Origin of the sequence: Acetobacter sp. AC2005, from assembly GCF_037901235.1 — a bacterium.
GTDB lineage: Bacteria > Pseudomonadota > Alphaproteobacteria > Acetobacterales > Acetobacteraceae > Acetobacter > Acetobacter oryzoeni.
In genome coordinates this window covers 2,239,410-2,265,064 of the sequence record NZ_CP149625.1, presented here as the reverse complement: position 1 = coordinate 2,265,064, position 25,655 = coordinate 2,239,410, and the positions used below count along the sequence as shown (strand labels likewise).

Genomic DNA, 25,655 nt, shown 5'->3' with positions numbered 1-25,655 from the left:
GGCTTTATAACTGTTCTATTACAGGAACCTTCAGGACGCCCTTATGACTATGGATAACACATCTTCTCTTTCCCGTTTGGACAGTATCCTTGCGTCCGCTACTGCACATCCAGATGCCGGCACTGCAGCTGAAGGCACAAATCCTGTAATGGGCATTGCGCTTCGGCTTGGAGAAGCTTTGGACCGCAAGGAAATCTCGCAAACAGATATTGTGAGCCTGGTGCAAAAGCTGCGTGATGAAGCCTTTTTGGCACGCGCTCGTAAGCTGCATCGCTACGTAGGTGGCGCGACCCTTGAAGCCACTAAAGAGAAGCTCCGCAATGTCGCGCGTGCGATAGCCGAAGCATGCCCTACCGGTTCTTTTGCAGAGTATCAGGCACGCATCTCCGCTATTCAATTTGCTGCGGTTTTTACTGCACACCCCACGTTTGCCCTGAGCAATCCTGTGTATGCGGCTTTGGCAGAAAGTGCTTCTCAAGCCATTCCCCCGCAGGAAGCGCCATTTTTTGAAACGCACAGACGCGCAGCCCCACCCACGCTGGAAGAAGAATTTACACTGGCCGCGCAAGCCATCACCCGTGCGCGGGATGCCATGGATCTGCTGGCCACGGCCCTACTGGAAGAAGCCGCCACACGCTGGCCGCAGGAATGGACAAGCCTGAAGCCCTGCCCGGTTATTGCAACCAGTTGGGTGGGCTATGATACCGATGGCCGCACAGATATTGGCTGGTGGGATACCCTACGCCTGCGGCTGCGCATGAAGCTGTTCCAACTGATGCGGTTGGAAAGCCAGATCATGCATGAAGGCTTACTGGCGCCAGAGCTAACAGAAAAACTGCAACGGGCCATTGCCTGCGTAAAGGAACAGATCAGCGCCGTTCCTGCTGGCCCCAGTGATGCCCAGGCTGTTGCGCATTTTGCAAAACTTCTGGTTTCTCAGCGCAACACTGCGCTTACACATGCTGCGGAATTGGATGGCCTGCTTGAAACCGCTATCAAGAGCGCGCCGCCTTCTGCACGCATTCCACTGGCTGTTGCCCGGGCAGGCTTTCTGGCGCATGGGCTGGGGTTGGCCCATACGCATGTGCGGCTCAATGCCTCCCAGATACACAACTTCGTTCGCCAGAAGCTGAACCTGCTGGATGACCCCAACAATCCGGCCCATCGCCGGGCATTGCTGAACCAGATTAACGAAGCGCTGGAAGCTGTAACGCCTGTTCCTGTGGACTTTGGTGCGCTGCTGAGCGATCCCTCCAGTGCCGGACGGCTGATGATGACCATTGCGCAGATGGTCAAATTTATCGATTCCGATACGCCTGTCCGCTTCCTGATTGCAGAAACAGAAACCGGTTACACGCTGCTCTCGGCCCTATGGGTGGCCTCCTGCTTTGGCGTGGCAGATAAAATTGAAATCTCGCCACTGTTTGAAACAGAAGATGCGCTCATGAACGGTGAGCACATTGTAGAAGAAGCCCTGCGCTCTCCTGCATGGCGTGCGTATATCCGCCGTATTGGCCGCATCTGCTTCCAGTTCGGATATTCCGATTCTGGCCGATATGTTGGCCAGCTGGCCGCAACGTACCTGATAGAGCGCCTGCGCCTGCGTATTCATGATCTGCTGGTGCGGTGGGACATGCAGGATATCACCGTGGTGTTTTTTGATACGCATGGTGAAAGCATTGGCCGCGGTGCGCATCCCTTCCGTATGGCAGATCGGCTGGATTACCTTTCTCCATCGCATGTGCGTGCACGGTTTAAAACCACAGGCATTGCCTGCCGTGAGGAAACGGCTTTTCAAGGTGGTGATGGTTATCTGCTGTTTGGCACGCCAGAACTGGCAGGCGCTACGCTGGCCACCATTGCAGAAAACCTGTTTCTGCCCTTACAGCAGGAAGAAGACCCGATTTATGATCAGCCCGATTTTTCGGCCGATTTCTTCTCCAGCATTAGTGAGGGCATGAAAAAACTGGTGGAAGACCCCGGTTATGCCGCGCTGCTGGGGGCTTTCGGTCCATCGCTTATTGATAGAACCGGTTCTCGCCCCCCTGCACGTCAAAGTGCAGAAAGTGCAACCCACAAGCGTATTACTCACCCAAGCCAGTTACGCGCCATCCCCAACAACGCCATTCTTCAGCAGTTAGGATGGTGCGCCAACACCTTGCAGGGCTTAGGGGCTGCCGTACGCCGCCACCCAGAAACCTTTGAAACATTCCGCACATCCAGCCCGCGCTTTCATCGTGCTCTGGATTTTGCCCAGCATGGGCTTACCTGCTCGGATGATAAGGTTTTGAAAAGCGTTGTCTGTTTGCTGGACCCCGGCTTCTGGCTCGACCGCGCCACAGAGGAAAAAACACCAGCGCGCCGGAAGGCTTTTCTCTCCCTGCTGCAGGATCTGGAAAAGCTTGATCTATCTGCCGAGTTGCTGACCATGTTCCGCCGTATTCAGGCCGACCATCTTGCGTTGAGAGAAGCGTGGGAACATGCACCCCGCACGGAACCACAGATCCGGCTTCTACATGCCATTCGTATTATGCTTATTGAGCAGATATGGCTGCTGGCATGCCGCGTGCCCTTCTTTATGCCGCGTGGTGGCTTTAACCATGACGTCATGATGCAACACATACTGTGCCTGGATATTCCGGCAGTGTTGGAAGAACTTGAGCATATCTTCCCCACCAGCACAGGCCCAACCAACCTTGATTTTCATGAACCACGTGGCCCGCGCGAAGAAGGTATTTACGAGCGCGAACACAGAGACATCTTTGTGCCAATGCAACAGATGTTCGAGCTTATTCGTGAAATCAGCGTCGCCATCATGCACAACATTGGTGCATTTGGCTAAGGCACTTTTGCAAAAAAGGGGCTGCCTTACCGGCAGCCCCATATAGTTTACCGTCCGCCCAAAAAGCTTTCTACCGCCAACGTAAATAGTTGCGGATTCTGCAAAAAGGCAAAGTGGCTGGTATTGGGCAACACCAAAAGCCCAGCCCCTTCTACCGTAGCGGCCATATGCTCGGCCTGCACACGCCCCACAACACCATCATGATCTGCGGCAGCCACCCATAGTGGTGCTGTCACTCTCATAAGATCTGCATCTGTCCAGTTGGGTTGCCTGCTGCGCATGGCCTGCACTGCGGCTTCCATATCTCCAAACCGATGGGGCATAGAAGAAATCTGCCTGTATTCCTGCCGCGTTCTTTCCATAAAGGATTTGTAAGCAGGAATATCCTCTGCGCGAGAGAGGAGACCATCTGGAGTGCTCCACGGTGCAAAAGCAAATATCCGGCTGACGCTGCTGGGGTGCCGCATACCAACATCTAGCGCCTGCACGGCACCATCTCCCCACCCAACCAAGGCCACGCGCCGCAGGTGCAGAAACGCCATAACCGTTAGCACATCATCTGCCAGCAAATCATACCCCAAGGGCAAGGCACCCATTGTGCTGCGCCCATGCCCTCGCATATCCATAACAATCACACGGCATCTGGCACGCAACAGTGCACGGGCAAGGTCTCCCATATAATTGGAGTTTGCCAAACCATCATGCAGCAGCATGACCGGCACACCCTCCCCCGCCGATGCATAATATAATTGCGCCTTACCCTGCGCTGGCACCATGCCCGTATCAACAGGCAGGCCTCCACTTTCGGCCTCAAGCGCCAACGGTGTGGGTGGCAATGCACGCCAATCATACACCCCGTTGATAGGCGGCATTTTATCTACGGAAGAAGACGCAAAAGCTAATGAAGGCGCCTGAGCAAAAGCTTTATGCGCAGCAAAGCCAGATGCCAGCCCCCCTAACGTAAGCTGCATAAGCGCACGCCTGTTTACCCGTGTTTTCTGCGCGATCTCATCGGGGGCACATTCAAACAGCTTTGGCATCTTGTTCGTCTTTCCGTTTCTTTTCTGCGCCATCACAAACACTCAAAGCATCACAGGTTCATGCCATAGCATGCCGCTTTGTATGAAGCGCACGCAACGTAATCTGGTTTTACACAATAAAAAAGCCGCCCCCTTTGCAGGGAGCGGCCTTTATATTCCGAAACCGAAAAACGGCTGAAATTACTTGGACTGAGCCATGATTTCTTCAGCAACGTTGCGCGGCACCGGATCGTAGTGATGGAACTGCATGGTGAAGGAAGCACGGCCCTTCGTCATGGAACGCAGATGAGAAATGTAACCGAACATTTCTTTCAGCGGCACGTAAGCGCGCACCATAACGGTGGAACCGGAGGTTTCCTGGCTCTGGATCATGCCACGACGACGGTTCAGGTCACCCACCACGTCACCAACGTGATCGTTCGGGGTGGTGATTTCTACGTCCATGATCGGTTCCAGAATAACCGGACCAGCTTTTTTCATACCTTCACGGAAGCAAGCCTTTGCCGCGATTTCGAACGCCAGAGCGGACGAGTCAACGTCATGGTACTTACCGTCAAGCAGCGTGAACTTGAAGTCCACAGTCGGGAAGCCTGCCAGCACACCTGTGGAAGACTGAACGCGAATACCCTTTTCAACTGCCGGGATGTATTCTCTAGGAACAGCACCACCAACAACCTTGTTTTCGAACAGGATACCTTCGTTACGTTCAACCGGCTGGAACTCAACCTTCACTTCAGCGAACTGACCGGAACCACCAGACTGCTTTTTATGGGTGTAGGTTTCCGTATGCGGCTGCGTGATGGTTTCACGGTATGCCACCTGCGGTGCACCTACGTTTGCATCCACACCATATTCACGACGCAGACGGTCGATAATGATGTCCAGATGCAGCTCGCCCATGCCGGAGAGAATGGTCTGGCCAGTTTCCTGATCGGTCTTGAGCTGCAGGGAGGGATCTTCACCAGCCAGCTTCTGCAGGGCCAGTGTCATCTTTTCCACTGCGTCCTTGGTTTTCGGTTCGACGGAGATGTCGATAACCGGAACCGGGAAGGACATACGTTCCAGAACAACCGGATCAGCCGGGTCTGCCAGCGTATCACCTGTCTGGGAGTCTTTCAGGCCCACAAACGCAGCAATGTCACCAGCGTGCACTTCTGTCAGTTCTTCACGCTTATCAGCATGCATCTGATAGATACGGCCGATACGTTCCTTGTGGCCCTTGGTGGTGTTCAGAACCGTATCACCGGTTTTGAGCACGCCACGATAAACGCGCACAAAGGTCAGCGTGCCGTACTTATCGTTAATGATCTTAAAGGCCAGACCAGCGAACTTACCATTCGGATCAACCGGAATGATGGGCTGGTTCTTTTCGTCTTCTTCACCTTCCGGCGGAGCGCAACGAATACCTTCAACGTCATTCGGGGCAGGCAGGTAGTCGATGATGGCATCCAGCAGAGGCTGCACGCCTTTGTTCTTAAACGCAGTGCCGCACAGAACCGGACGGAATTCACCAGAAATAGCGCCCTTCTTGATGCAGCGCTTCAGGGTTTCGATAGAAACTTCACCCTTTTCGAAGTATTCTTCCATGGCTGCGTCATCAACAGCCAAAGCCGTATCCAGCAGGTTCTGGCGTGCTTCTGCAGCCTTTTCCTTCAGATCAGCCGGAATTTCTTCATCGTGGAACTTCGCGCCAAGTTCACCGCCTTCCCAGACGATGGCCTTCATTTCCACCAGGTCAACAACACCAACAAACTTGTCTTCTGCGCCAATTGGCAGCTGCAGCGGGATAGCAACGATATCCAGCTTTTCTTTCAGCGTATCAAATGCGCGGTAGAAGTCTGCGCCGGTACGGTCCAGCTTGTTGATGAAGATGATCCGAGGCACCTTGTAGCGGTCTGCAAGACGCCAGTTGGTTTCGGACTGCGGCTGCACACCAGCCACACCTTCAATGATGAACACGGCACCATCAAGCACGCGGAGGGAGCGGTTCACTTCGATGTTGAAGTCGATATGTCCGGGCGTATCAATAATGTTGATACGGTGGCCTTCCCATTCACAGGTTACGGCGGCGGACGTAATGGTAATACCACGCTCACGTTCCTGAGCCATGTAGTCAGTCGTGGTGTTACCTTCGTGCACTTCACCAATCTTATGGGAAACGCCGGTGTAGTACAGAATGCGTTCGGTCGTGGTCGTCTTACCAGCGTCAATATGCGCGGTAATACCGATATTACGAATCTTGGACAGATCGGATGTGGCGGACACGAAAACCTCCAGAAAACAGGTCAGGCGCGAATGGGAATCCCTTCGCGCCTGTGGCCGCCGCGCACCGTATTGGCACCTGTGATGTTAAAATCTTCAGGAAACCCGGCTGCCGGAAACCGGCCGATAGACGACGATGTCTGACACCTTGCCAGACATCTACACCGCAGAAACCGGCCCTACTCTGTTAAGTGAGCAGACCCGGCTCCACTGAATAAGGTAAACCCCTGAATCAGGCGCCTGCGGCTGCCTGCTTTTTGGCCTGAGCGCGCAGAACGCGGCGCTTGATGACCTGTGCTTCTTCAGGAAGCTTGCGGTTAGGCGTGCTCAGCAGGAATGCATCCAGACCGCCATTGTGTTCAATGGTACGCAGGCCGCGGGTGCTTACGCGCATACGCACGGCAGAACCCAGAATTTCGGAAACCAAGGAAGCATCCTGCAGGTTAGGCAGGAAGCGACGACGGGATTTGTTGTTAGCGTGGCTGACGTTGTTTCCGGTCAGCACACCTTTGCCGGTAATCTGGCAACGACGGGACATTGTCTCATCCTTGTCTTATACAAAATAGGAACAGAGGGCCGAGACAAGCGCCCGGCGACCACATTCAGGATTGGCGCGGCTTATGGCTTAGCCACGGCTTTCAGTCAAGGGTTCTGCTCAGGCTTTCTCGTTTTCCTGCCCGGTCTGTGCCCGAACAGACGCATGTACTTCGCCTGATCGAACGCTCTGAGCAGCTGAGTCGAGAATGCGCAAAACGGTATCTTTATCCATAATCTGGGCAAGAATACCCACAGAATTACCCAGAAGCGCGGATGCTACTGCCAGTGGAGGATATTTTTCATTCCGCAAATGCTCAATGGCATGCTGAATGACCATATCGCACCGCGCCAGATCTTCAGGCACTTCCATGTTCGGGCCTGCTTCGGGAGTCTGCCCTGCTGTTTCGGTCATCTCTTTTGATCCTTCATTTTTCTGCGGCCCGCATCATCTGCGGGCGCGCGATTCGTCAGACACAGCCAAGCCTTACCAGCAGGCCTACACCTTTTATCACGTCTCCTGCCCGCTTTCTCCCCCCTGAGCCGCCCACATGGATGCATACACCGCATTCTGGGCCAGCAGGGCTGCATGCGTGCCGCGCTCAACAATGTGTCCCTTGGCCATAACCAAAATTTCGTCTGCATCCACAATGGTGGACAAACGATGGGCGATAACAAGCGTTGTGCGGCGTGCTGAAACCGTTTTAAGCGCTGCCTGTATTTCTTTTTCAGTATGTGTGTCTAACGCACTCGTGGCCTCGTCAAGCACAAGAACGCGTGGGTCTTTCAAAATCGTGCGGGCAATGGCCACACGCTGCTTTTCTCCACCAGAAAGTTTTAGCCCGCGCTCACCCACCTGCGTTTCATAGCCTTCGGGCAAGGACATGATAAAATCATGTATCTGTGCCAACTGGGCTGCGTGCTGCACCTCTGCTGGCGTAGCCCCTAAGCGCCCATAGGCAATGTTGTAGCCAATGCTCTCGTTAAACAGCACGGTATCCTGCGGCACCACACCAATGGCCGCGCGCAAGTCTGCCTGCCGGTAATCGCGCACATCATGCCCATCCACCAGCACAGCCCCCGACCAGACATCATAAAATCTAAAGAGCAGCCGGCTGATAGTGGACTTCCCTGCCCCTGTGGTGCCTACAATGGCAACCTTACGGCCTGGCTCTACCTCAAAGCTGATACCGTGCAGAATTTCACGCTCGGCCCGGTATCCAAAATGCACATCTCTGAATGCCACCCGCGCTGGCGCAGAAACCTGCAAGCGTGTGGCAATGGGCAGCGGATGTGCAGGATCTGCCACTTCCACTTCCTCTTCCGTCAACCCCAGCATGTGCTCAAGATCAACCAAGGCGGTACGAATGGCGGAATATACGGAACCCAGAAAATTGAGCGGTCCATAAAGTTGCAGCAGGTACGTGTTGACCATAACGAACTCGCCAACCGTAATTCGTCCCGCCTCAATATCATGCCCACCTAACAACATGATGGCTGTAAGAGACAGGGCGATAATAGCCGCCTGCCCGAAGTTGAGAAAACCTAGGGAATACTGCGTTTTTTTGGCAGCCTGTTCGTAACGCGCCTGTGCGCTGTCATACCTTTGGGCTTCGTGCTTCTCGTTCCCAAAATATTTTACGGTTTCGTAGTTTAGCAGACTGTCTAAGGCTTTGCCTGTGGCCTCGCTGTTGGTTTCATTCATCTCGCGCCGGATTCCCAACCGCCAAGATGTAAATCTCACGGTAAACAGAATGTAGGCCGTAATCATCAGCGCCATCAGCGCCACATACTGCCAATTAAAAACACGCCAGATCACCACCATCACCAATGCTGCCTGCAAGATGGTGGGAGAAATGGACATAATCATCCGCAGCAGTGTTTCCACTGCCTCTGTGCCACGTTCAATGGCCCGTGTGACCCCTCCGGTGCGGCGATCAAGGTGGAACCGCAAGGAAAGTGCATGCATATGCTCAAAACTGCGGTAAGCCGCCTGCCTTGCCACCCGAAACCGGACTGGTGCGAACAAGGCATCACGCAAATTGGTAAGAGCTGCAGAAGCAAGGCGTACCAATCCGTAACAAAGAATCAAAGCCGCAGGCGCCATAGCCAGCGAATGAGGGTGCGTAAACCGATCCACCACACGGCTATAAACAAGCGGAATACCCAATGTGGCCAGTTCGCCCCCAAGCATGACCACAAGAACCAGCACAACGCGCCAACGCAGGGCACGATTTTCCTGTGGCCACAAATATGGCAGCAAACGCGAAAGGGTTATGGAAACCGGCTTTTTGAGCGGCCCGGCAGCCGCGCGACGTGGTGGCATAACCCGCATGTGCCATGCTGGGCGCATTTTGCAACCCCGCCACACCTTGCCACCGCCTTTGCCACACCCGATAACAACTTCAGACACGCTAGGCACAGTTCAACAGGATCTTGTTTCCATGTCTTCTGACATCACGCCTTTTCTTCGGCATCTCAGGCAGTGCAACACTGCTATCATTCCTGGCAAACGTGCCCCTTTTTCTCTGGCGGGTACGGCTGCCGGGTGGATTACGCCAGAACTGTTTGACAGGCTGGAAAAAGAAGGTCTGGGCAACCGTGCAACCGGCTTTAACCTGCCAGACCCAAGCAAACTGGAAGCGTTGGGCGAAGCCTTGGCACAGGAAGGTTTTTACCGCTCCCACCACGAACTATTTGATGTGCGAACAGATGTAGGTGAACCTGCCATTGCCCGCATTGACCGCGGCGCCTTGCCTCTTTTTGGGTTGGTTGCCACAGGCGTGCACATGAACGGGCTGGTACGCAAAGCAGATGGCCTTTACCTATGGACAGGCCGTCGTGCCGCAAACAAGCGGCTGGACCCATCCAAGCTGGACCATCTGGTTGCAGGTGGCGTACCCGCTGGCCACACACCGCGTGAAGCCCTGATCAAGGAAGCAGCAGAAGAAGCCAGCATCCCGCATGATCTTGTGGCTCAGGCGCAGGAAACAGGGCATCTGGTTTATGCCATGGAGCGGCCTGAAGGGCTCAGGCGGGATATTTTAGTCTGCTATGATCTCTATCTACCTGAAGCCTTCAAACCAGAAGCAGCGGACGGCGAGGTAGAATCTTTCGCGCTGCTGCCTTTGGCTAAAGTGTTTCAGATTGTGCGTGATACGGATGAATTTAAGTTCAACGTTAATCTGGTGTTGATTGACCTGTTCCTGCGCCACGGTCTGATAGACGCCAACACACCCGAAGGCCAGCAGCTACGGGCGGGGCTTAACCACGGCCTTTCCGCGGCTAGCCCCGGGCACCATCCTGTTTCAGCCTGATATTTCAGGCTGAATAGCGCGCATCTGCACAAGCGCTGGCCTCGGCTTCTGCTTCCTTTAGCCCGGCCAGCAAGCGCTCGCGGATTTCCTCCAAACGTTTTTTATCTGTGATTTTCAGACCAAACAGGTCCTTCACATAAAAAACGTCCACGGCTCGCACGCCGTAGGTGGTGATGTGGGCAGAGGCAATTTGCAGGTTTTCACGGCTCATGGCGGCCGTTACATCATGCAGCAGGCCGGGACGATCGCGCCCGTTGATTTCGATAACGGTGTAGGTGTTGGAAATTCCGTTATCTATCACCACGCGCGGCGGCACATGAATGGCGCGCATACGCATGGGCATGTGCCCAAAGCCGGCTCGGGCAATTTCTTCACTAATATCAATATGGCCGCTTAACCCCTGTTCGATCAGAGATGCCAGACGGGCAAGCTTGTGCGTTTCTTCATACGCTTGGCCGGAGGTATCCTGAATCCAAAATGTATCCAACGCCATACCGTGTGTCATGGTATGGATGCGTGCATCCACAATGGAAGCCTCAGCCAACGCCAAGGCCCCTGCTATTTTGGAAAACAGGCCCGGCACGTCCACCGTGTAAATGGTAACTTCCGTAACCCCACGCGCAGGCAGAGGCAGCACTTCTACTGTAAGCGGTGCATCCTTGGCATCTGCCGCACGGATAAGCCGTGCGTGGCGGCGATGTGTCTCATAATCGAAGGAAAGCCAGTAACCGGCGTATCCCAGCCCCAAAAAGCGTTCGATATCTTTTTGCGGAACGCCTTCTTCTGCCAGAATATCGGCTGTAATTTCCTTGGCATGGCGCACACGCACATCTCGTTCCGTCGTGGCTAGGCCACCGGCCAGAACTTCTGCCACACGCACATACAACTCACGCAGCAGCGTGGCTTTCCATGCGTTCCACACGCGGGAACTTACGGCACGCATATCAACAATGGTTAGCAGAAGCAGCAGACGCAGCCGTTCTGGAGACTGCACAATATCTGCCACATCCAGAATAGTTTTGGGGTCATCAATATCGCGCTGGAACGCCGTATGGCTCAGCAACAGATGATGCAGCACCAACCAAGAAACTGTTTCTGTTTCTTCACCGGACATCCCGAGGCGCGGGCAGAGTTCAGCGGCAATTTCCGCCCCGATTTCGGAGTGATCTCCACCCCGCCCTTTGGCAACATCGTGCAGCAGAACGGAGATATACAACGCCCGTTTAGAATGCAGCCCCTTTACCAATTCGTACGCAATGGGGATTTCATCCGCCATGCGGCCAGAGGCCACTTCATCCAAAATACGCACGGCTTCTATGGTGTGCTCATCCACAGTAAACACGTGGTACGTATCAAACTGCATCTGCCCGACAATGCGCGCCCAATCTGGAATCAGGCGGCCAAAAATGCCGGTTTCGTTCAGAATATGCAGCCAGTGTGCATGCCCTGCGGGTGGATATTCCCCATAAGCCGCGGAATAAGGCAGACCACTTTCTTCCACCACAGACGGTACAGAAGCCGTTGCTGGGCGACGACGTGGCTTTTGCTCCACCGTAGATTCATCACCACACAGCAGATCAAGAAAAATGCGTGAAGCTTCCGGGTTGTCCCGCAGGCTGGTGGCTCTACGCTCCCACCGGATAAGCTGATGCCGCGCCAATGGATGCAGCGGACGGCGACGCACACGCGCCCAATCCAGAATCTGCATCATTTTAATGGGTTCTTGATCGAAACTTACGCCACGATCAGGCAAAATCTGCCCGTCCAGCAGGGTAAACCCGGCTTGCCGCATAGCCTCGTCTGGCTTGGCTGCGTTAGCCACCGGCCCCTGAGCTTGCCGCAGCACTGCGGGTTCCAGAACATGGGTTAAACGCATAACTTCCCGAGCTGTCAGGAAGTAGTGGCGCATAAAGCGCTCCACCCCATTTTGCCGCCCATGCCGGGTATACCCCATGCGTGCGCCAATAACGGGCTGCATATCAAAAGTCAGCCGTTCTTCCGCCCGCCCTGCCACGTAGTGCAGATGCAAACGTACCGTCCACAAAAAGTCCCAAGAGCGGCGGGCACGTGCGGCTTCCTGCTCCGTTAGCAGGCCCATCCAGATAAATTCTGGAGCCAGCAGATCTTTAACGTGACGGGTGCCAAAAGTGTTGCGGCACATCCAGTACAGGGTTTGCAGATCACGCAGTCCCCCGCGCCCTTCCTTTATGTTGGGCTCTACCAGATATGGGCTATCACCAAAGCGCCGATGACGCTCCAGACGTTCACGGCGCTTGTCATGAATAAAACCAGCGGCACCTGCATCCACACAAGACAGAATGTAGCGGGCCTCAAACGTGGCAAAAAGGGCTGAATCCCCGGCCAGCAAACGTGCATCCAGCAGCGCGGTACGCACTGTGGTGTCTTTTTTAGCTTCCTCAATACACTCATTGATGGTGCGGGTGGCATGCCCCACCTTCACACCCAGATCCCACAGAAAATACAGCACGTATTCAATAAGCGGATGTGCGCGCTCTGCACTTTCTTCTGCTACCAGAAATAGCAGATCAATATCGCTAAAAGGTGCCAGCAGCCCACGCCCGTAACCACCCGTGGCGGCAATAGCGAAGCTGGGCAATACGCCGCTTTCTACAGTGCCCGCCCCAATGGTGGCGCGTACGGCCAGATCAACAATGGCGCGCACCATCACGTCTGTAAAAACAGCTATCTTTTTGGCTGCCCCTGCGCCTTTAAGCTCATGCCGCTCAAACCGGTTGCGTATATCTGCCTGATACCGCCCCAGATGACGGCGGAAAATGGCAACAGCATCATCCCGCTCAGGAATAGCCGCATCTTCCGGTGTTGCGTCTCTTAATTCCCGCGTCAGACACGCAGAAAGCATTTCTGGCGTTAGGGTAGCCAGCATGGTCATGTCGGACTGCTGCGCGGCGGCAGGCTCTACGGAAGGGGTGGGCATGAGAGGCGAGTTCTGCTCCTGAATGGGGTCTGGCGTCATAGTATCTAGCCTGCTGCCTGTGCGTGGTCTTCCTGCGCGGCTTCCTTGCGCAATTCATACAGAAGATCCAGCGCGGCACGGGGTGTCAGGCTATCCGGGTCAATGTCCATCAAACGCTTACTTAACGTATTTTGGGGCTCAGGGGGTAATGTCTTCTGCGTGTCAAACAGCGGAAGCGGTTCGGGTATTGTATTTTCAGCACGTTCCAGCTCCCGCAGCAGGCGCTCTGCCCGGTCCACCACCGCGTGTGGTACACCGGCCAACCGCGCAACGTGTACACCCCAGCTTTTTTTGGCTGATCCTGCAAGCACTTCATGCAAAAACACAATTTGTCCCCGCCATTCCCGCACCGCCATAGTATGCAGGGAAAGCCGCGGGAGTGTATCCACCAAGCGCGAAAGTTCATGAAAATGCGTTGCAAAGATTGCACGGCAGCGCACGCTTGAATGCAAAGCCTCCAACACAGCCCATGCAATTGCCAAACCATCCAACGTGGCCGTGCCACGCCCGATCTCATCCACCACAACCAAAGAACGCGGGCCAGCCTGGTTAAGAATGGCGGCTGTTTCCGTCATTTCCACCATAAAGGTGGAACGCCCGCGCGCCAGATCATCCGAAGCACCCACGCGGGAAAAAAGCTGATCCACCACCCCGATTCGTACCCGATCAGCCGGAACGGGAAAACCGCCTTGCGCCAGAATAACCGCCAGTGCTGTCTGGCGCAGATAGGTGGATTTACCGGCCATATTTGGCCCGGTTAGCAGCATAACGCGCTGCTGTGGCGCCAGATCACACGTGTTGGGCGTAAAACGCGTGCCGGCTGGCAGGGCGGCTTCCACCACTGGGTGGCGGCATCCTTCCAGCGCAAAAGCAAAATCCTCAGTCACCTCTGGCCGGCACCACGTTCCATTCCCCGCCAGATCTGCACAGGATTGCAAAACATCCAGCACGGCCAAAGCCTGCGCCAAAATCGGCATGCTGCGTTCTGCCAAAACCTGCTCAACCAGCGCGCCGAACAATTCTTTTTCACGCTGGGATGCTTTTTCTGCGGCCTCGGTTATGCGGGCATCCAGCGTTGAGAGTTCTTCTGTAGCAAAACGCGCATTGCTGGCTGTGCCTTGCCGCAAGATAAGCTCTGGCTTGTCCTTAAGCTTGGCGCTGGCTGCCACGGGCACTTCCATCACATAGCCAAGCTGGGCGTGATGGCGAATTTTAAGGCTGTTCAGCCCATAATGTGCCGCATATTTGGCCTGTAAGCCCGCTATCAGGCGGCGTGAATCATCTCGCAATCCACGGTATTCATCCAGCTTGGCATCATAGCCTTGCGCAATAACACCGCCATCATCCAACCGAGCCGGAAGGTTTTCCGCCAGCGCACGTGCCAGTTCGGCCTCCAGCGCCTGCCCTCCGCCCAACCGTGTAACCGCCTGATGTAACGCCGTAGGCAATACGGCATCAGCAGCCGTGAGAATACGCGCAGCTTCCCGCGCCACCATAAGGCCATCGCGCATGGCGGCCAGATCTCGCGGTTGCCCACGCCCAAGGGATAAACGGCCGAGTGCGCGTGCAATATCTGGTGCTTTTTTAAGCGTCCCGCGCAACGCCTCACGTCGCACCGCATCTTCCTTCAGCCACCACCAGCCTTCCTGCCGGGTGGCTATCTGGCCTGCATGTGTAAGCGGGGCAGCCAGCCATTCTGCCAACATACGTGCCCCGGCTGCACTGACCGTGCGGTTTACGGCAGAAAATAGTGTGTGCTCATCCCCTCCGTCCCGCGCACGTAAAATATCCAAACTGGCGCGTGTGGCCGGATCTATGCCTAGAATGCCACTTTCATTTTGCGGAACAGGATGTGCCAGACGCGGCAACTTGCCTGCCTGACTGCGCTGAACGTATTCCACCGCCATGGCAGCGGCCACGCTTTCTTCATCCGTAAAGGTGCCAAAGGCTTCTATGCTGGCCACATCAAAAGCACCGGCCAGACGCTGGCGTGCCGTATCTGCGCCCGATGCCACGGTTTCTGGCGCACGGCGGGCCTCGTAATCCGCCAGATTAAGAATGGCAGGCGCAAGAATTTCCGCAGGGTCCAGACGGCCTAAAAGCGCAGGAAGCCCTTTGCCTGTCAGGCTTTCAGTTTCAAACAACCCGGTTGAAACATCAATCCACGCAGCACCAATAACTGTATCGGCAAAGGATGCCTCTGCTTTTTTGCCTTTTCCCTTTGTTTGCGGCGCGGTGAGTGCCAATGCGAGCAAAAGGTTAGAACGCCCAGGCTCCAACAGTTCATCTTCTGTAAGCGTGCCGGGGGTAATGACTCTTACAACGCCACGCGCCAAAGGCCCCTTGCTTGCTGGCCTGCCTTTACGGGGTGTTTCTGTCTGTTCTGCCACTGCCACCCGGAAGCCGCGCCGGATCAAACGCGCAAGATAGGCCGGAGCTGCCGCGACAGGCACCCCACACATGGGAATCGGTTCCCCCGCATGTGTGCCACGTGCTGTTAGGGCAATATCCAGCGCAGCCGCTGCGGCTGTGGCATCATCAAAAAACAGTTCGTAAAAATCACCCATGCGAAAAAACAGCAGGGCTTCAGGATTTTCGGCCTTAAGGGTGAACCACTGCGCCATTGCTGGCGTAGCACCTTTGGAGGAAATGCGTGTCATGCCGCTATCATAAAGTGCTCTCACACAGCGGCAACAGCCTTTAGGGCACCATATCCGTGCGTTTTTCAGTCATCTTCTGCAAAATCTGCACAACGGTTGCGATGCAGGGCTGCCACGGGGCATCACCCTCGCCCGCCTGTGGCTGACGAATAACCCTAACGGAAGGATACCACAGGCTGCGCACCTCTCCATCTGACTGAGTAATGGTAGAACCCGCAGCCCAGCGCCAGTCGCCACCAAAACGGTCAAGCAGCAACACGGGCAAACCTAGCAGGCCACCCAGATGCGCTATCATGGTGTCTACAGTTATCACCGCATCCAGCCCCGCCATAACACGGGCTGTTTCCAGCACATCACCTTGCGGTAATTGCGCCATTGGGAATGGAGGCGGCTGCCCTTCCTCATTTTTTTGAAGCGACTGAAATTCAACATGATCCAACTGCCCCAACGCTGCGAGGACCTGCAGGTTCATCGAGCGCCTGCGGTCAAACTGATACGTTGAATTACCCGCCCAACACAGCCCGATACGCAAAGCAGCTTTCTTGCTGGGGGCTAGTTTATGAATGCCTGCAATATCGGGCCGCCATGCAAACGGCACTTCCATACCAAGCACATCAGGCAGGCTCATCAGGCCGCAAGCTGCTACGGCTTTTGGCGCATGCTGGCTTGTGCAAACCGTGACATGCGGCTGGCGAGCTAAATCCATCTGCTGCACAAAGCAACGTATGCTTTGCGGCACATACAGCAAAACCGGAACACGCTGAGCCGCCGGAGCAACGTAGCGCAGAAACTGTAACACATCGCCCACCCCCTGCTCTGCATAAAGCAGCACAGGCTTTTCCTGCGGAGTGCCATCCCACCGAGGCAACCCGGCTGCACAAGCCGGAGGGGCAATAAGGTTCTGGCGTGCTTCAAACAGCTTCCAACCTTCAGCAAAGCGGCCTTGGGCCAGATACAGCACGCCGCGGTTCATACGTGCTCGGGCGGCATCCGTGCTGTTACCCGCCTGTTTTTCCACCTTGCAAAACAAGGCCTCCGCCTGCTTGTTTTCACCCAGATCAGCAAGAACCGTGGCGTAATTGAGCATCAGGCGCGTATCATTCTGCTGCAATGTGCATGCGGCTTGCAGTTCCTGCGCGGCTTCTTGCAAGCGGCCCAGCGCCATCTGCACCAGCCCCAGATTACTGCGTGTTTCTGCTGCTTTGGGGGCCAGTTGCGCAGATTTCACTAAAACATCCCGGGCCTTCTCATAACTGCGTGCTGCAAACAACGCCGCCCCATGATTGGCCAGAGCAGGTGCGGATGTTGGAAGTTCAGCGGCTACAGTTCCAAAATAAGGTTCGGCCTCTGCCGCTTTGCCAGCGCCATGCAGGATCATGCCATGCAGATTTTGTGCAAACAGGTTTTGTGTATCCAACCGCACGGCCTTGCTGGAAACCTCTATTGCTTTTTCCAACTGCCCATGGCGTGACAAAAAAGCAGCCAGAGCCAGATGCCGCTCCTGCTCCAATGGCCGTAACTTTATAGCTGTGCGCAAAGCACGTTCAGCCTCTGCAATGCGCTGCTGTGCTTCCAGAACAGAGGCCATGGCATCATGCGCACGCGGATCTTTGGGAGATGCAAGCACAGCTACATGAATGGCTGCCCGTGCCGCCTCCGCCTGCCCTTCTGCCAGCAAGGCCAAACCCAGTGTAATATGAAAATGCGGTTCTGCCTGTAACTGCACAGCCTTAGCCGCAAAAGCCACCGCGGCACGGTTATCCCCGCCCGCACGCGCTACACAGGCCATGCCATGCAGTGCGCCAGCGTGGTGCGGGTTCTGCCGCAAACAGTTTTGCAGAAGACGTAATGCCTGCTCCGCATTGCCCTGCGCCAACAATACCAGTGCAGATTCTACCTGCGTATCCATCTGCATGGGTATAACTGGCTCCTTTTTGTCATCTGATATGCCTCACAAAGTGCATTCCGTGCGCGGCGTGTATGCTTTACCATATGCATCATGAATAAAGCCTATCTTTCCCTTGAACGCCACTTTGCCCGCCTTTCCTCCCTCAATGATGCCATTGGCATACTCTGCTGGGATAAGGAGGTGATCATGCCCTCCGGCGCAGCAGAACGTCGGGCAGAAAATCTAGCCATGCTGGAAGGCATGCGCCACGAAATTCTAACAGCCCCAGTTATTGCAGAACTGCTGGAACAGGCAGAACCGGGCGATGATGTCTGGCGCCGCGCCAATCTGGAAGAAATGCGCCGCCTACATGCCCACGCTACGGCGCTACCCGGAGAACTGGTAGAAGCCAGCACGCAGGCCACGGCCCGATGCGAAATGGTATGGCGCACCGCACGCGAGAATGGTGATTTTGCAGCCATTCTGCCCACACTCTCCGAAGTGCTGCGCCTTACGCGTGAAATTGCGGTTGCCACAGGGGAAAAACTGGGCCTTTCCCCCTACGATGCGCTGCTGGACACGTTTGACCCCGGCACCCGCCAAACAGACATAGACCCGGTTTTTACACAGCTTGCCGCCGGCCTGCCTGAACTGATTGGCACCGTGCTGGAAAAACAGAACAGCCTGCCTGCCGCCACCCCTCTGCCCGGACCATTTTCCGTGCCGCGGCAGGAAGCGCTGGGTCGCCAGCTTATGCAGCAGCTTGGGTTTGACGTCACTCGCGGGCGGTTGGATGTGAGTACGCACCCGTTCTGCGGTGGAGCAACGCATGATGTACGGCTGACCACCCGTTATGATGAAAATGATTTCATTCCCGCCATGATGGGCGTGCTGCATGAAACAGGCCACGCCTTGTATGATATGGGCCTACCAGAAACGTGGCTCTCTCAACCTGTTGGGCAGGCTGGCGGCATGACGCTGCATGAAAGCCAATCCCTGCTAATGGAAATGCAGGTGTGCCGCTCCAATGCTTTTGCAGGTTGGCTGGCCCCCAAACTTCAGGCAGCTTTTGATGTGCCCGCAGGCACGACTGGCTGGGATGCACACAATATTCATCGGCTGCTCACCCACGTACAGCCCGGTTTTATCCGAGTAGATGCGGATGAAGTAACATACCCCGCCCACATTCTGGTGCGTTATGAGCTGGAAAAAGCGCTGATTTCCGGGGATTTACCTCTAACTGATCTGCCCGCCGCATTTAATGAGCGCATTCACGCGCTTCTGGGCCTGCATGTGCCAGATGATGGCCGGGGCTGCTTGCAGGATATTCATTGGCCGGAGGGGCTATTCGGTTATTTCCCCTGCTACACCCTAGGTGCCTTAACAGCCGCACAACTGCGAGAAGCCGCCTGCAAGCAGGTGCCACACATTATGCCTGCCATTGCAAAAGGTGATTTTACGCCGCTATTGGGCTGGCTGCGTGAAAACGTGCATGGCCGTGCACGCAGTGCCTCCATGCCGCAGATTGTGCAGGACGCTACAGGACGCAAGCTGGATGCCTCGGCCTATATGGCCCATATCCACCGCCGTTATGTGGAACGTGCGGAAGACGCATAATCGCAAAAGCCCCTCTTGCCTCACACCTGAATGTGGCAGAGGGGCAGCCGCCCCGCACAGAACGCGTTTGCACAAACACCGTGCAGGCCCGAAACTGCTGCATTCATTTTTCACCTGTTTGCAAGATTTCTGACCGGACGCCCCTGATGAAGCATTCTTTCCTGCGTTCTGTTCTGCCGCGCCGCACGGTTTGCCGTGCCATGCTGGCGGCTGCACTGTTTTCTCCATTTATGGGCCACCCTGCATGGGCTGTGCATATGCCCAAAGTGCCGGAACTTCCTGCTTCTGCACTGGTGCCTTTCATGCAGTCCAACCAGCAGATATGGGATGCTGTCTTGCCTCTGCCCGATGGCCGAATGCTGCTGGAAGCCCCGGCATGGGTTGGCAATACAGGCCCGCAGCTATGGGTTCGGCAGACCGATGGCAGCCTTGCTCCATACCCAAATGCAGACTGGAACAACCGCGAGGCCACAAACGATACCCATTTTGTAGCCCTTGCAGGCATGACGCGCACAGCAGATGGCAGCATCTGGGTGCTGGATAGCGGCGTGCCAAACCGTGAAAAACCACCTGTTGCAGCCCCACGCCTGATCCAGATTGACCCAACCACCAACACAGTAACCCATACTGTGCCAATAGAAGCCAATCTGCTGCATCAGGGCAGTATTCTTTCTGGCATTGCCGTGCATGGCTCTACAGCTTATGTGCCAGATTCTGGCGTGGCAGGGCTATTACTTATCGATATTCCATCTGTATCAGGGCGGCGTTTTCTGGACCACCACCCAGCCCTTACCGCCACCAAACCGATCCAGACCCCTACAGGCCCGCTGCTGAATGCAAATGGCCAAGCCATTGCCGTAGATACCAGCATGATTGCGGTAAGCCCGGATGGCACATGGATTGTTATGCAGCCGCCCGCAGGTTTTCTGTATCGTGTGTCCACCTCCTTGTTCACGGACCCGGACGTAACGCCCGCAGCGTTTGAAGAAGGTGTGACACAGTGGTATAAAACCCCCGCATTGGGCGGTTTGACCATTGATAATGATGGCACGCTTTATTGGTCTGACATCACCACAGGCAGTATCCTCAGCTACACCGTTGGGCGCATTCCGCGTCGGCTGGTTACGGATGAACGCCTGAAATGGCCCACCACACCCGGTTTGGATGGACATGGGCATTTGTATGTAGCGGCCAGTCAGCTTGATCACAGCGTGGGCTTTGGGGCGGCAACGCCTTCTATTTCATGGCCTATCACGGTGTATCAGCTTACGTTGCCCACAACGCCTCCACCCCAATAAAGGCTATAGGCTTTCCCCCTAAAAAGGACACTTCGCGGCGTTCGCCATTCAGGATATAAGTTTCTCCATGCGCTATATTTCCACTCGCGGGAATGCTCCCGTCCTTTCCTTTGCCGATGTTCTGCTTACCGGTCTTGCCGAGGATGGCGGCCTGTATCTGCCCGAAACATGGCCCGAATTCTCGCTATCTGACTGGGAAAGCCTGCGTGGCCTGCCCTATCCAGAACTGGCGGCCCGTGTTCTGGCCCCGTTTGCAGCACCGGATATTGATCTGGAAACACTGCGCAGCCTGTGCGCCAAGGCTTATGCCAACTTTGACCACCCAGCCATTGTGCCACTGACACAGGTGGAAGATGGCCTGTTTGTGCAAGAACTGTTCCACGGCCCCACGCTGGCGTTCAAGGACATGGCCATGCAGGTGCTGGGCCAGCTTTTTGAACATGTGTTGACCCAGCGGAATGACCACGTGACCATTGTTGGTGCGACCTCTGGCGATACAGGTTCTGCCGCCATTGAAGCCTGCCGTGGGCGGGACCGTCTGTCTGTTATCATCCTGCACCCCAAAGGCCGCACATCCGAAGTGCAGCGCCGCCAGATGACAACCGTGCTGGATTCCAACGTGACCAATCTGGCCGTTGAAGGCACGTTTGATGATTGTCAGGATCTGGTAAAGGCTCTGTTTGCTGATCTGCCTTTCCGCCGGGAAATGCATCTTTCTGCCGTCAATTCCATCAACTGGGCGCGTATTGCGGCTCAGATTCCTTACTATGTTTATGCGGCCCTGAACTTTGGCGCCCCAGAGCGTGAAGTTTCCTTTGCTGTGCCAACGGGTAACTTTGGCAACATTCTTGCTGCTTGGGCTGCACGCAAAATGGGGCTGCCTATCAAACATCTGTGCGTTGGCTCCAACCGGAACGATATTCTCACCCGGTTCCTGAATGCCAATGACATGACAATCAAAGGTGTGGTGCCCAGCCTTTCACCTTCCATGGACATTCAGGTTTCTTCCAACTTTGAACGCCTGCTGTTTGAACTTCTGGGGCGTGATTCCGCTGCCTGCGCGCGTATCATGACGGGCTTCCGCGCCACCGGGCATATGGATGTACCTGAAGGAGTATGGGAAAATGCCCGCACCGTCTTCTCCGGCCTTGCGCTGGATGATGAACAGACGGAAGCAGAAATTCGTAACCTGCACCAGAAATCCAATTATCTGGCAGACCCCCACAGCGCCATTGGCATTGCTGCGGGCCGCAAGTTCCGGCAGCCGGGCGTGCCCATGATTGCAGAAGCCACAGCACATCCGGCCAAGTTCCCGGATGCCATGGTGGCGGCTACGGGTATTCATCCAGCATTGCCTGTGCATCTGGAAGATCTGTTTGAGCGGGAAGAACGTTATCGCACCGTTCCGGCAACCGAAGGCGCAATTAAAGATGCCGTGCGCGCTGCGGTACTGGCAAACGCTCCCTAACACCCCACATCTTACTTTCCCGTGTCAGGCCGCCTTGCCCGGCGGCCTTTCTTTTTCAGGACAAGAATGACAGACCCCATCAACATTACCCGCCTGCCCTCCGGCCTGACTGTTGTGACAGAACGCATGGAACGGGTGGAAACTGTTTCTTTCGGGGCCTATGTGGCCACAGGCACACGCCACGAAACGGCAGAAGAAAACGGTGTTTCTCACTTTCTGGAACACATGGCCTTTAAAGGCACAACCAGCCGCTCCGCCCTGCGCATTGCCGAGGAAATCGAAAATGTTGGCGGGCATATCAATGCCTACACCGCGCGGGAGCAGACTGTTTATTACGTCAAGCTTCTGAAGGAAAACTTAGGGCTGGGCGTTGATATCATCGGTGATATCCTCACCAACTCTACGTTTGATCCGGCCGAAATGGAGCGCGAACGCGGGGTTATTCTGCAAGAAATCGGACAGGCGAATGATACGCCTGACGATGTGGTTTTTGATCATTTTCAGGAAACAGCTTTTCCTAACCAACCCATGGGCCGCCCCACATTGGGCACGGAAAACCTGATCCGGGAAATGAGCCGTGAAACCCTGATGCGTTACATGAAAGCGCATTACACCACAGACAACATGATTGTGGCTGCCGCAGGCAACTTGCACCATGAAGACGTGGTGCAGCGCGTGCAGCAGCATTTTGCCAATCTGTCTTCATCTTCTGCGCCGGCCACTCTCTCTGCCCGTTATGGTGGCGGTGAATTCCGGCAAATGAAGGAACTGGATCAGGCGCATGTGGTGCTGGGCTTCCCCTCCTTTGGGTATGGAGACCCGGACTACTTCCCCGCTCTTCTGCTTTCCACCGTGTTGGGTGGTGGCATGTCTTCCCGCCTGTTTCAGGAAATTCGGGAAAAGCGCGGGCTTGTCTATTCTGTCTATTCCTTCAACGCACCGTTTACCGATGGCGGCATCTTTGGCATTTACGCTGGCACAGGCGCCAAGGAATGTGCGGAACTGGTGCCCGTAACGCTGGAAGAGCTGAACAAGATTCAGCGCTATATGACGGAAGAAGAGCTGGTGCGCGCACGGGCACAGCTTAAAGCCTCGCTTCTGATGTCCCTGGAAAGCACTGGCAGCCGGTGCGAACAGATTGCCCGACAGTTGCAGATTTTCGGCCGGATTATTCCCACAGCCGAAACCGTCAGCAAAATTGAAGCCGTAAAAGCTGGGGACATTTGCCGTGCGGCATCGCGCATCTTTACAGGCGCACCCACGCTTGCAGCCCTCGGCCCGATTGAGCACATTCCTTCCTTGCAGATCATTACGGAGAAACTGGCAGCATGACAGAACAAACCCTAGACCGTATTTCTGATCTGGTTGCCCGTGCATGCAAGGCTGGGGCAGATGCAGCAGATGCTGTGTTTGTCCGCAGCGTGGCGGCTGGCGCCGGTGTCCGCAATGGTGTGACAGAAGAACTGGAACGATCTGAAACCACGGATCTGGGGCTTCGTGTTTTTGCTGGCAAAAAAAGTGCCATTCTTTCTACCACCTCGCCGGAGCCTTCGCGCTTTGATGCGCTGATAGAACAGGCCATGGCCATGGCCCGTGTGCTGCCAGAAGATCAATATGCCGGGCTAAACCCACTGGCCCAGCAAGGCGGCTTTACCCAGAATGATCTGGAACTGGCAGATTCGGCAGAGCCTACAACCGAAGAACTTCTGGCTCGCGCACGCGCTGGAGAAGAAGCCGCGCTGGCCATAAAAGGCGTTACCAACAGCGCTGGCAGCAGTGCCTCTTGCGGGCGCACAGAAGTGTTTTTGGTGACATCCGCTGGTTTTGCCGGAAGTTATACCCGCACACACCATTCCAACTCTGTTTGCGTGCTGGCAGGTTCTGGCGATGGCATGCAGCGTGATTACGATTACCACGGCACAGTCTGGCTGCGTGATCTGAAAGATGCGGCAGAGCTTGGCAAAAGTGCTGGGGAAAAAGCCATTGCACGCCTTAACCCCATTAAACCCCGCACTGGCCGTTACCCTGTGGTGTTTCACCCTCGGGTAGCTGGTAGCTTTCTGGGCCACTTTGCCGGGGCCATTACGGGCACAGCCATTGCACGTGGCACATCCTTTCTGAAGGATAAACTCGGTCAGTCCATCTTTGCCAAAGATATTACCATTACGGATGATCCCACCCGTAAAAAAGGCCTGCGCTCCCGCCCGTTTGATGGTGAAGGCATGCAGGTTGCGCCGTTGCATCTGGTGGAAAATGGCGCTTTGCAGAGCTGGATTCTGGATAGCCGAAGTGCTCGCCAGCTTGGGCTGCAAAGCAATGCTCACGCTGCACGCGGAACATCTGGGCCGCCCGGCCCTTCTGCCACCAATCTGTTTTTTGAGCCCGGCACACTCTCTCCCACAGAGCTGATGGCAGATATCAAGGAAGGCCTCTACATTACCGAGATGATGGGATCCTCCATCAATGGCCTGACCGGTGATTACAGCCGTGGTGCTTCCGGGTTTATGATTCGCGATGGCAAGATTGTGGAATCCGCTGCCGAGTTCACCTTGGCGGGCAACCTTCTGGATATTTTTGCGTCCATTACGTTAGCTAATGATCTGGACTTCCGTTTTGGCACGGACGCCCCCACATTACGTACAGATGCCCTTAGCATTGCCGGGGCATAACCTCTTAGCCGGAGACTATTCTTTCTGTGAAACCCCGCATTCTTGCACCTGTTCTCACCGCCTTCCTGAGCATCGGCCTTATTGCGGGGCCTTTGGCCCTGCATGCTGATGCCCGACCCGGCCAAGGTGGCTCTATGGGCAGCCGTGGCAGCAGAACATGGAGCGCGCCTCCGCCCACACGTACGGCACCTTACAGTGCGGCCCCGATGGAGCGCTCCATTACGCCGCGCACGGCGCCTTCCCCTAACTATGGGCCGCAAACAGCACCGTTTGCACGCCCGGCAGCCCCCTTTGCACAATCCGGCGTTCGGCATCCATTCCTGACCGGGTTTGCTGGTGGGTTTTTGGGGGCTGGCTTGTTCGGTCTGCTGAGCGGGCACGGCCTTTTTGGTGGCATGCATAGCTTTTTCAGCCTGATCGGGTTGATGATCCAAGTGGCCTTTGTTGTCATGATCATCATGTGGCTGGTGCGTCGCTTTACTGGCAATAAAAGCTCTAGTGGCAGCGGTTTTTCCATGGGTGCTGGCGGTGTGGCCGATTCACCGGGAGTAACACCGGGGGCTATGCCTTCTGCCGGTGGAAATGCCTCCTTGCAGATTAACACTGCAGATTATCAGGCATTCCAGCAAACGCTGATGGATATTCAGACAGCGTGGAACCAGCAGAATATTGCGGCCATGCAGCAAATGGCCACGCCTGAAATGGTGTCCTACTTTAACGAGCAGCTTTCTGCCCTTGCCAGCCAAGGGGCACGCAACGTTGTTTCGGATGTGCATTTCATTCAGGGCGATCTGGCCGAGGCATGGCGTGAAAACGGCATGGACTTTGCCACCGTTGCCATGCGGTACAGCCTGATTGACCTCACCACCAATGCCATGGGGCAGGTTATTCAGGGGAGTTCTACCGAACCGGTGAACATTACCGAGTTGTGGACCTTTACCCGGCCCTCTCGCGGGGGGCGCTGGCTTCTTTCGGCCATACAGCAAACCCGTCAGTAAGCACTGGCATTTTATAGCCCCGCCCTTTAACCTCAAAGGGCGGGGCTTTTTATTGCCTGACTGACAT

At 55.5% G+C, this 25,655-nt stretch carries 16 protein-coding genes; 8 read left to right on the top strand and 8 right to left on the bottom strand.

Annotation, left to right across the window (positions count from 1 at the left end; all coding sequences use genetic code 11):
- Window positions 1-43 precede the first annotated feature (43 nt).
- The gene (locus QQM41_RS10840) at window positions 44-2,842 is read left to right on the top strand and encodes a phosphoenolpyruvate carboxylase (RefSeq protein WP_339077119.1); all 2,799 of its coding nucleotides are present in this window, start codon (window positions 44-46) and stop codon (window positions 2,840-2,842) included.
- A 47-nt stretch (window positions 2,843-2,889) separates the two neighbouring features.
- Here QQM41_RS10840 and QQM41_RS10835 read toward each other — a convergent pair whose 3' ends face one another.
- From QQM41_RS10835 to QQM41_RS10815, 5 genes are all read right to left on the bottom strand, one after another.
- On the bottom strand, window positions 2,890-3,915 hold the full coding sequence (locus QQM41_RS10835; RefSeq protein WP_050820427.1) for an alpha/beta fold hydrolase: 1,026 nt from the start codon (window positions 3,913-3,915) through the stop codon (window positions 2,890-2,892).
- Window positions 3,916-4,062: 147 nt separating this feature from the next.
- Window positions 4,063-6,147, bottom strand: coding sequence for an elongation factor G (fusA, locus tag QQM41_RS10830; RefSeq protein ID WP_050820083.1), 2,085 nt, complete (start codon window positions 6,145-6,147; stop codon window positions 4,063-4,065).
- A gap of 229 nt (window positions 6,148-6,376) precedes the next feature.
- On the bottom strand, window positions 6,377-6,682 hold the full coding sequence (gene rpmB / locus QQM41_RS10825; RefSeq protein ID WP_050820084.1) for a 50S ribosomal protein L28: 306 nt from the start codon (window positions 6,680-6,682) through the stop codon (window positions 6,377-6,379).
- Between the two features lie 117 nt (window positions 6,683-6,799).
- A complete protein-coding gene (locus QQM41_RS10820) occupies window positions 6,800-7,093 on the bottom strand; it encodes a hypothetical protein (protein WP_050820085.1) in 294 nt (97 codons plus the stop codon).
- A gap of 96 nt (window positions 7,094-7,189) precedes the next feature.
- On the bottom strand, window positions 7,190-8,941 hold the full coding sequence (locus QQM41_RS10815; RefSeq protein ID WP_196332641.1) for an ABC transporter ATP-binding protein/permease: 1,752 nt from the start codon (window positions 8,939-8,941) through the stop codon (window positions 7,190-7,192).
- Between the two features lie 181 nt (window positions 8,942-9,122).
- Here QQM41_RS10815 and QQM41_RS10810 point away from each other — a divergent pair, with 181 nt between their 5' ends.
- Complete coding sequence (locus QQM41_RS10810) at window positions 9,123-9,995, top strand: NUDIX domain-containing protein (protein WP_339077118.1); 873 nt, start codon at window positions 9,123-9,125, stop codon at window positions 9,993-9,995.
- A gap of 4 nt (window positions 9,996-9,999) precedes the next feature.
- Here the strand turns inward: QQM41_RS10810 and QQM41_RS10805 are convergent, their stop codons facing one another.
- From QQM41_RS10805 to QQM41_RS10795, 3 genes are read right to left on the bottom strand one after another with little or no spacing between them, the layout of a single operon-like run.
- Window positions 10,000-12,990 carry a [protein-PII] uridylyltransferase gene (locus QQM41_RS10805; protein ID WP_339077117.1) on the bottom strand — a complete coding sequence of 997 codons (2,991 nt, stop codon included), beginning with the start codon at window positions 12,988-12,990 and terminating at the stop codon, window positions 10,000-10,002.
- A gap of 5 nt (window positions 12,991-12,995) precedes the next feature.
- Window positions 12,996-15,650 (bottom strand): DNA mismatch repair protein MutS, encoded by a 2,655-nt coding sequence (gene mutS, locus QQM41_RS10800; RefSeq protein ID WP_339077116.1) that lies wholly within the window; start codon window positions 15,648-15,650, stop codon window positions 12,996-12,998.
- A gap of 40 nt (window positions 15,651-15,690) precedes the next feature.
- Complete coding sequence (locus QQM41_RS10795) at window positions 15,691-17,565, bottom strand: tetratricopeptide repeat protein (protein WP_050820090.1); 1,875 nt, start codon at window positions 17,563-17,565, stop codon at window positions 15,691-15,693.
- Window positions 17,566-17,649: 84 nt separating this feature from the next.
- Between QQM41_RS10795 and QQM41_RS10790 the strand changes: the two genes are divergently transcribed.
- From QQM41_RS10790 to QQM41_RS10765, 6 genes are all read left to right on the top strand, one after another.
- Entirely contained in the window at window positions 17,650-19,155 is a 1,506-nt protein-coding gene (locus QQM41_RS10790; RefSeq protein WP_050820091.1) for a carboxypeptidase M32, read from the top strand.
- 146 nt (window positions 19,156-19,301) lie between these two features.
- A complete protein-coding gene (locus tag QQM41_RS10785; RefSeq protein ID WP_050820428.1) occupies window positions 19,302-20,453 on the top strand; it encodes an L-dopachrome tautomerase-related protein in 1,152 nt (383 codons plus the stop codon).
- A 67-nt stretch (window positions 20,454-20,520) separates the two neighbouring features.
- Entirely contained in the window at window positions 20,521-21,921 is a 1,401-nt protein-coding gene (thrC, locus tag QQM41_RS10780; protein WP_050820092.1) for a threonine synthase, read from the top strand.
- Window positions 21,922-21,987: 66 nt separating this feature from the next.
- Entirely contained in the window at window positions 21,988-23,253 is a 1,266-nt protein-coding gene (locus QQM41_RS10775) for a pitrilysin family protein (protein WP_339077115.1), read from the top strand.
- Window positions 23,250-24,590, top strand: coding sequence for a TldD/PmbA family protein (locus QQM41_RS10770; RefSeq protein WP_087651952.1), 1,341 nt, complete (start codon window positions 23,250-23,252; stop codon window positions 24,588-24,590). The genes QQM41_RS10775 and QQM41_RS10770 overlap by 4 nt, the downstream gene beginning before the upstream one ends.
- Before the next feature lie 26 nt (window positions 24,591-24,616).
- Window positions 24,617-25,588 (top strand): TIM44-like domain-containing protein, encoded by a 972-nt coding sequence (locus QQM41_RS10765; RefSeq protein ID WP_050820095.1) that lies wholly within the window; start codon window positions 24,617-24,619, stop codon window positions 25,586-25,588.
- The last annotated feature ends 67 nt before the right edge of the window (window positions 25,589-25,655 follow it).

What these genes read in the sequence shown, in the direction of transcription:
- QQM41_RS10840 (WP_339077119.1), top strand. Translation starts at nt 44, where the DNA reads ATGACTATGGATAACACATCTTCTCTTTCCCGTTTGGACAGTATCCTT.
- QQM41_RS10835 (WP_050820427.1), bottom strand. Translation starts at nt 3,915, where the DNA reads ATGGCGCAGAAAAGAAACGGAAAGACGAACAAGATGCCAAAGCTGTTT.
- rpmB (WP_050820084.1), bottom strand. Translation starts at nt 6,682, where the DNA reads ATGTCCCGTCGTTGCCAGATTACCGGCAAAGGTGTGCTGACCGGAAAC.
- QQM41_RS10820 (WP_050820085.1), bottom strand. Translation starts at nt 7,093, where the DNA reads ATGACCGAAACAGCAGGGCAGACTCCCGAAGCAGGCCCGAACATGGAA.
- QQM41_RS10810 (WP_339077118.1), top strand. Translation starts at nt 9,123, where the DNA reads ATGTCTTCTGACATCACGCCTTTTCTTCGGCATCTCAGGCAGTGCAAC.
- QQM41_RS10805 (WP_339077117.1), bottom strand. Translation starts at nt 12,990, where the DNA reads ATGACGCCAGACCCCATTCAGGAGCAGAACTCGCCTCTCATGCCCACC.
- mutS (WP_339077116.1), bottom strand. Translation starts at nt 15,650, where the DNA reads ATGACACGCATTTCCTCCAAAGGTGCTACGCCAGCAATGGCGCAGTGG.
- QQM41_RS10795 (WP_050820090.1), bottom strand. Translation starts at nt 17,565, where the DNA reads ATGCAGATGGATACGCAGGTAGAATCTGCACTGGTATTGTTGGCGCAG.
- QQM41_RS10790 (WP_050820091.1), top strand. Translation starts at nt 17,650, where the DNA reads ATGAATAAAGCCTATCTTTCCCTTGAACGCCACTTTGCCCGCCTTTCC.
- QQM41_RS10785 (WP_050820428.1), top strand. Translation starts at nt 19,302, where the DNA reads ATGAAGCATTCTTTCCTGCGTTCTGTTCTGCCGCGCCGCACGGTTTGC.
- thrC (WP_050820092.1), top strand. Translation starts at nt 20,521, where the DNA reads ATGCGCTATATTTCCACTCGCGGGAATGCTCCCGTCCTTTCCTTTGCC.
- QQM41_RS10775 (WP_339077115.1), top strand. Translation starts at nt 21,988, where the DNA reads ATGACAGACCCCATCAACATTACCCGCCTGCCCTCCGGCCTGACTGTT.
- QQM41_RS10770 (WP_087651952.1), top strand. Translation starts at nt 23,250, where the DNA reads ATGACAGAACAAACCCTAGACCGTATTTCTGATCTGGTTGCCCGTGCA.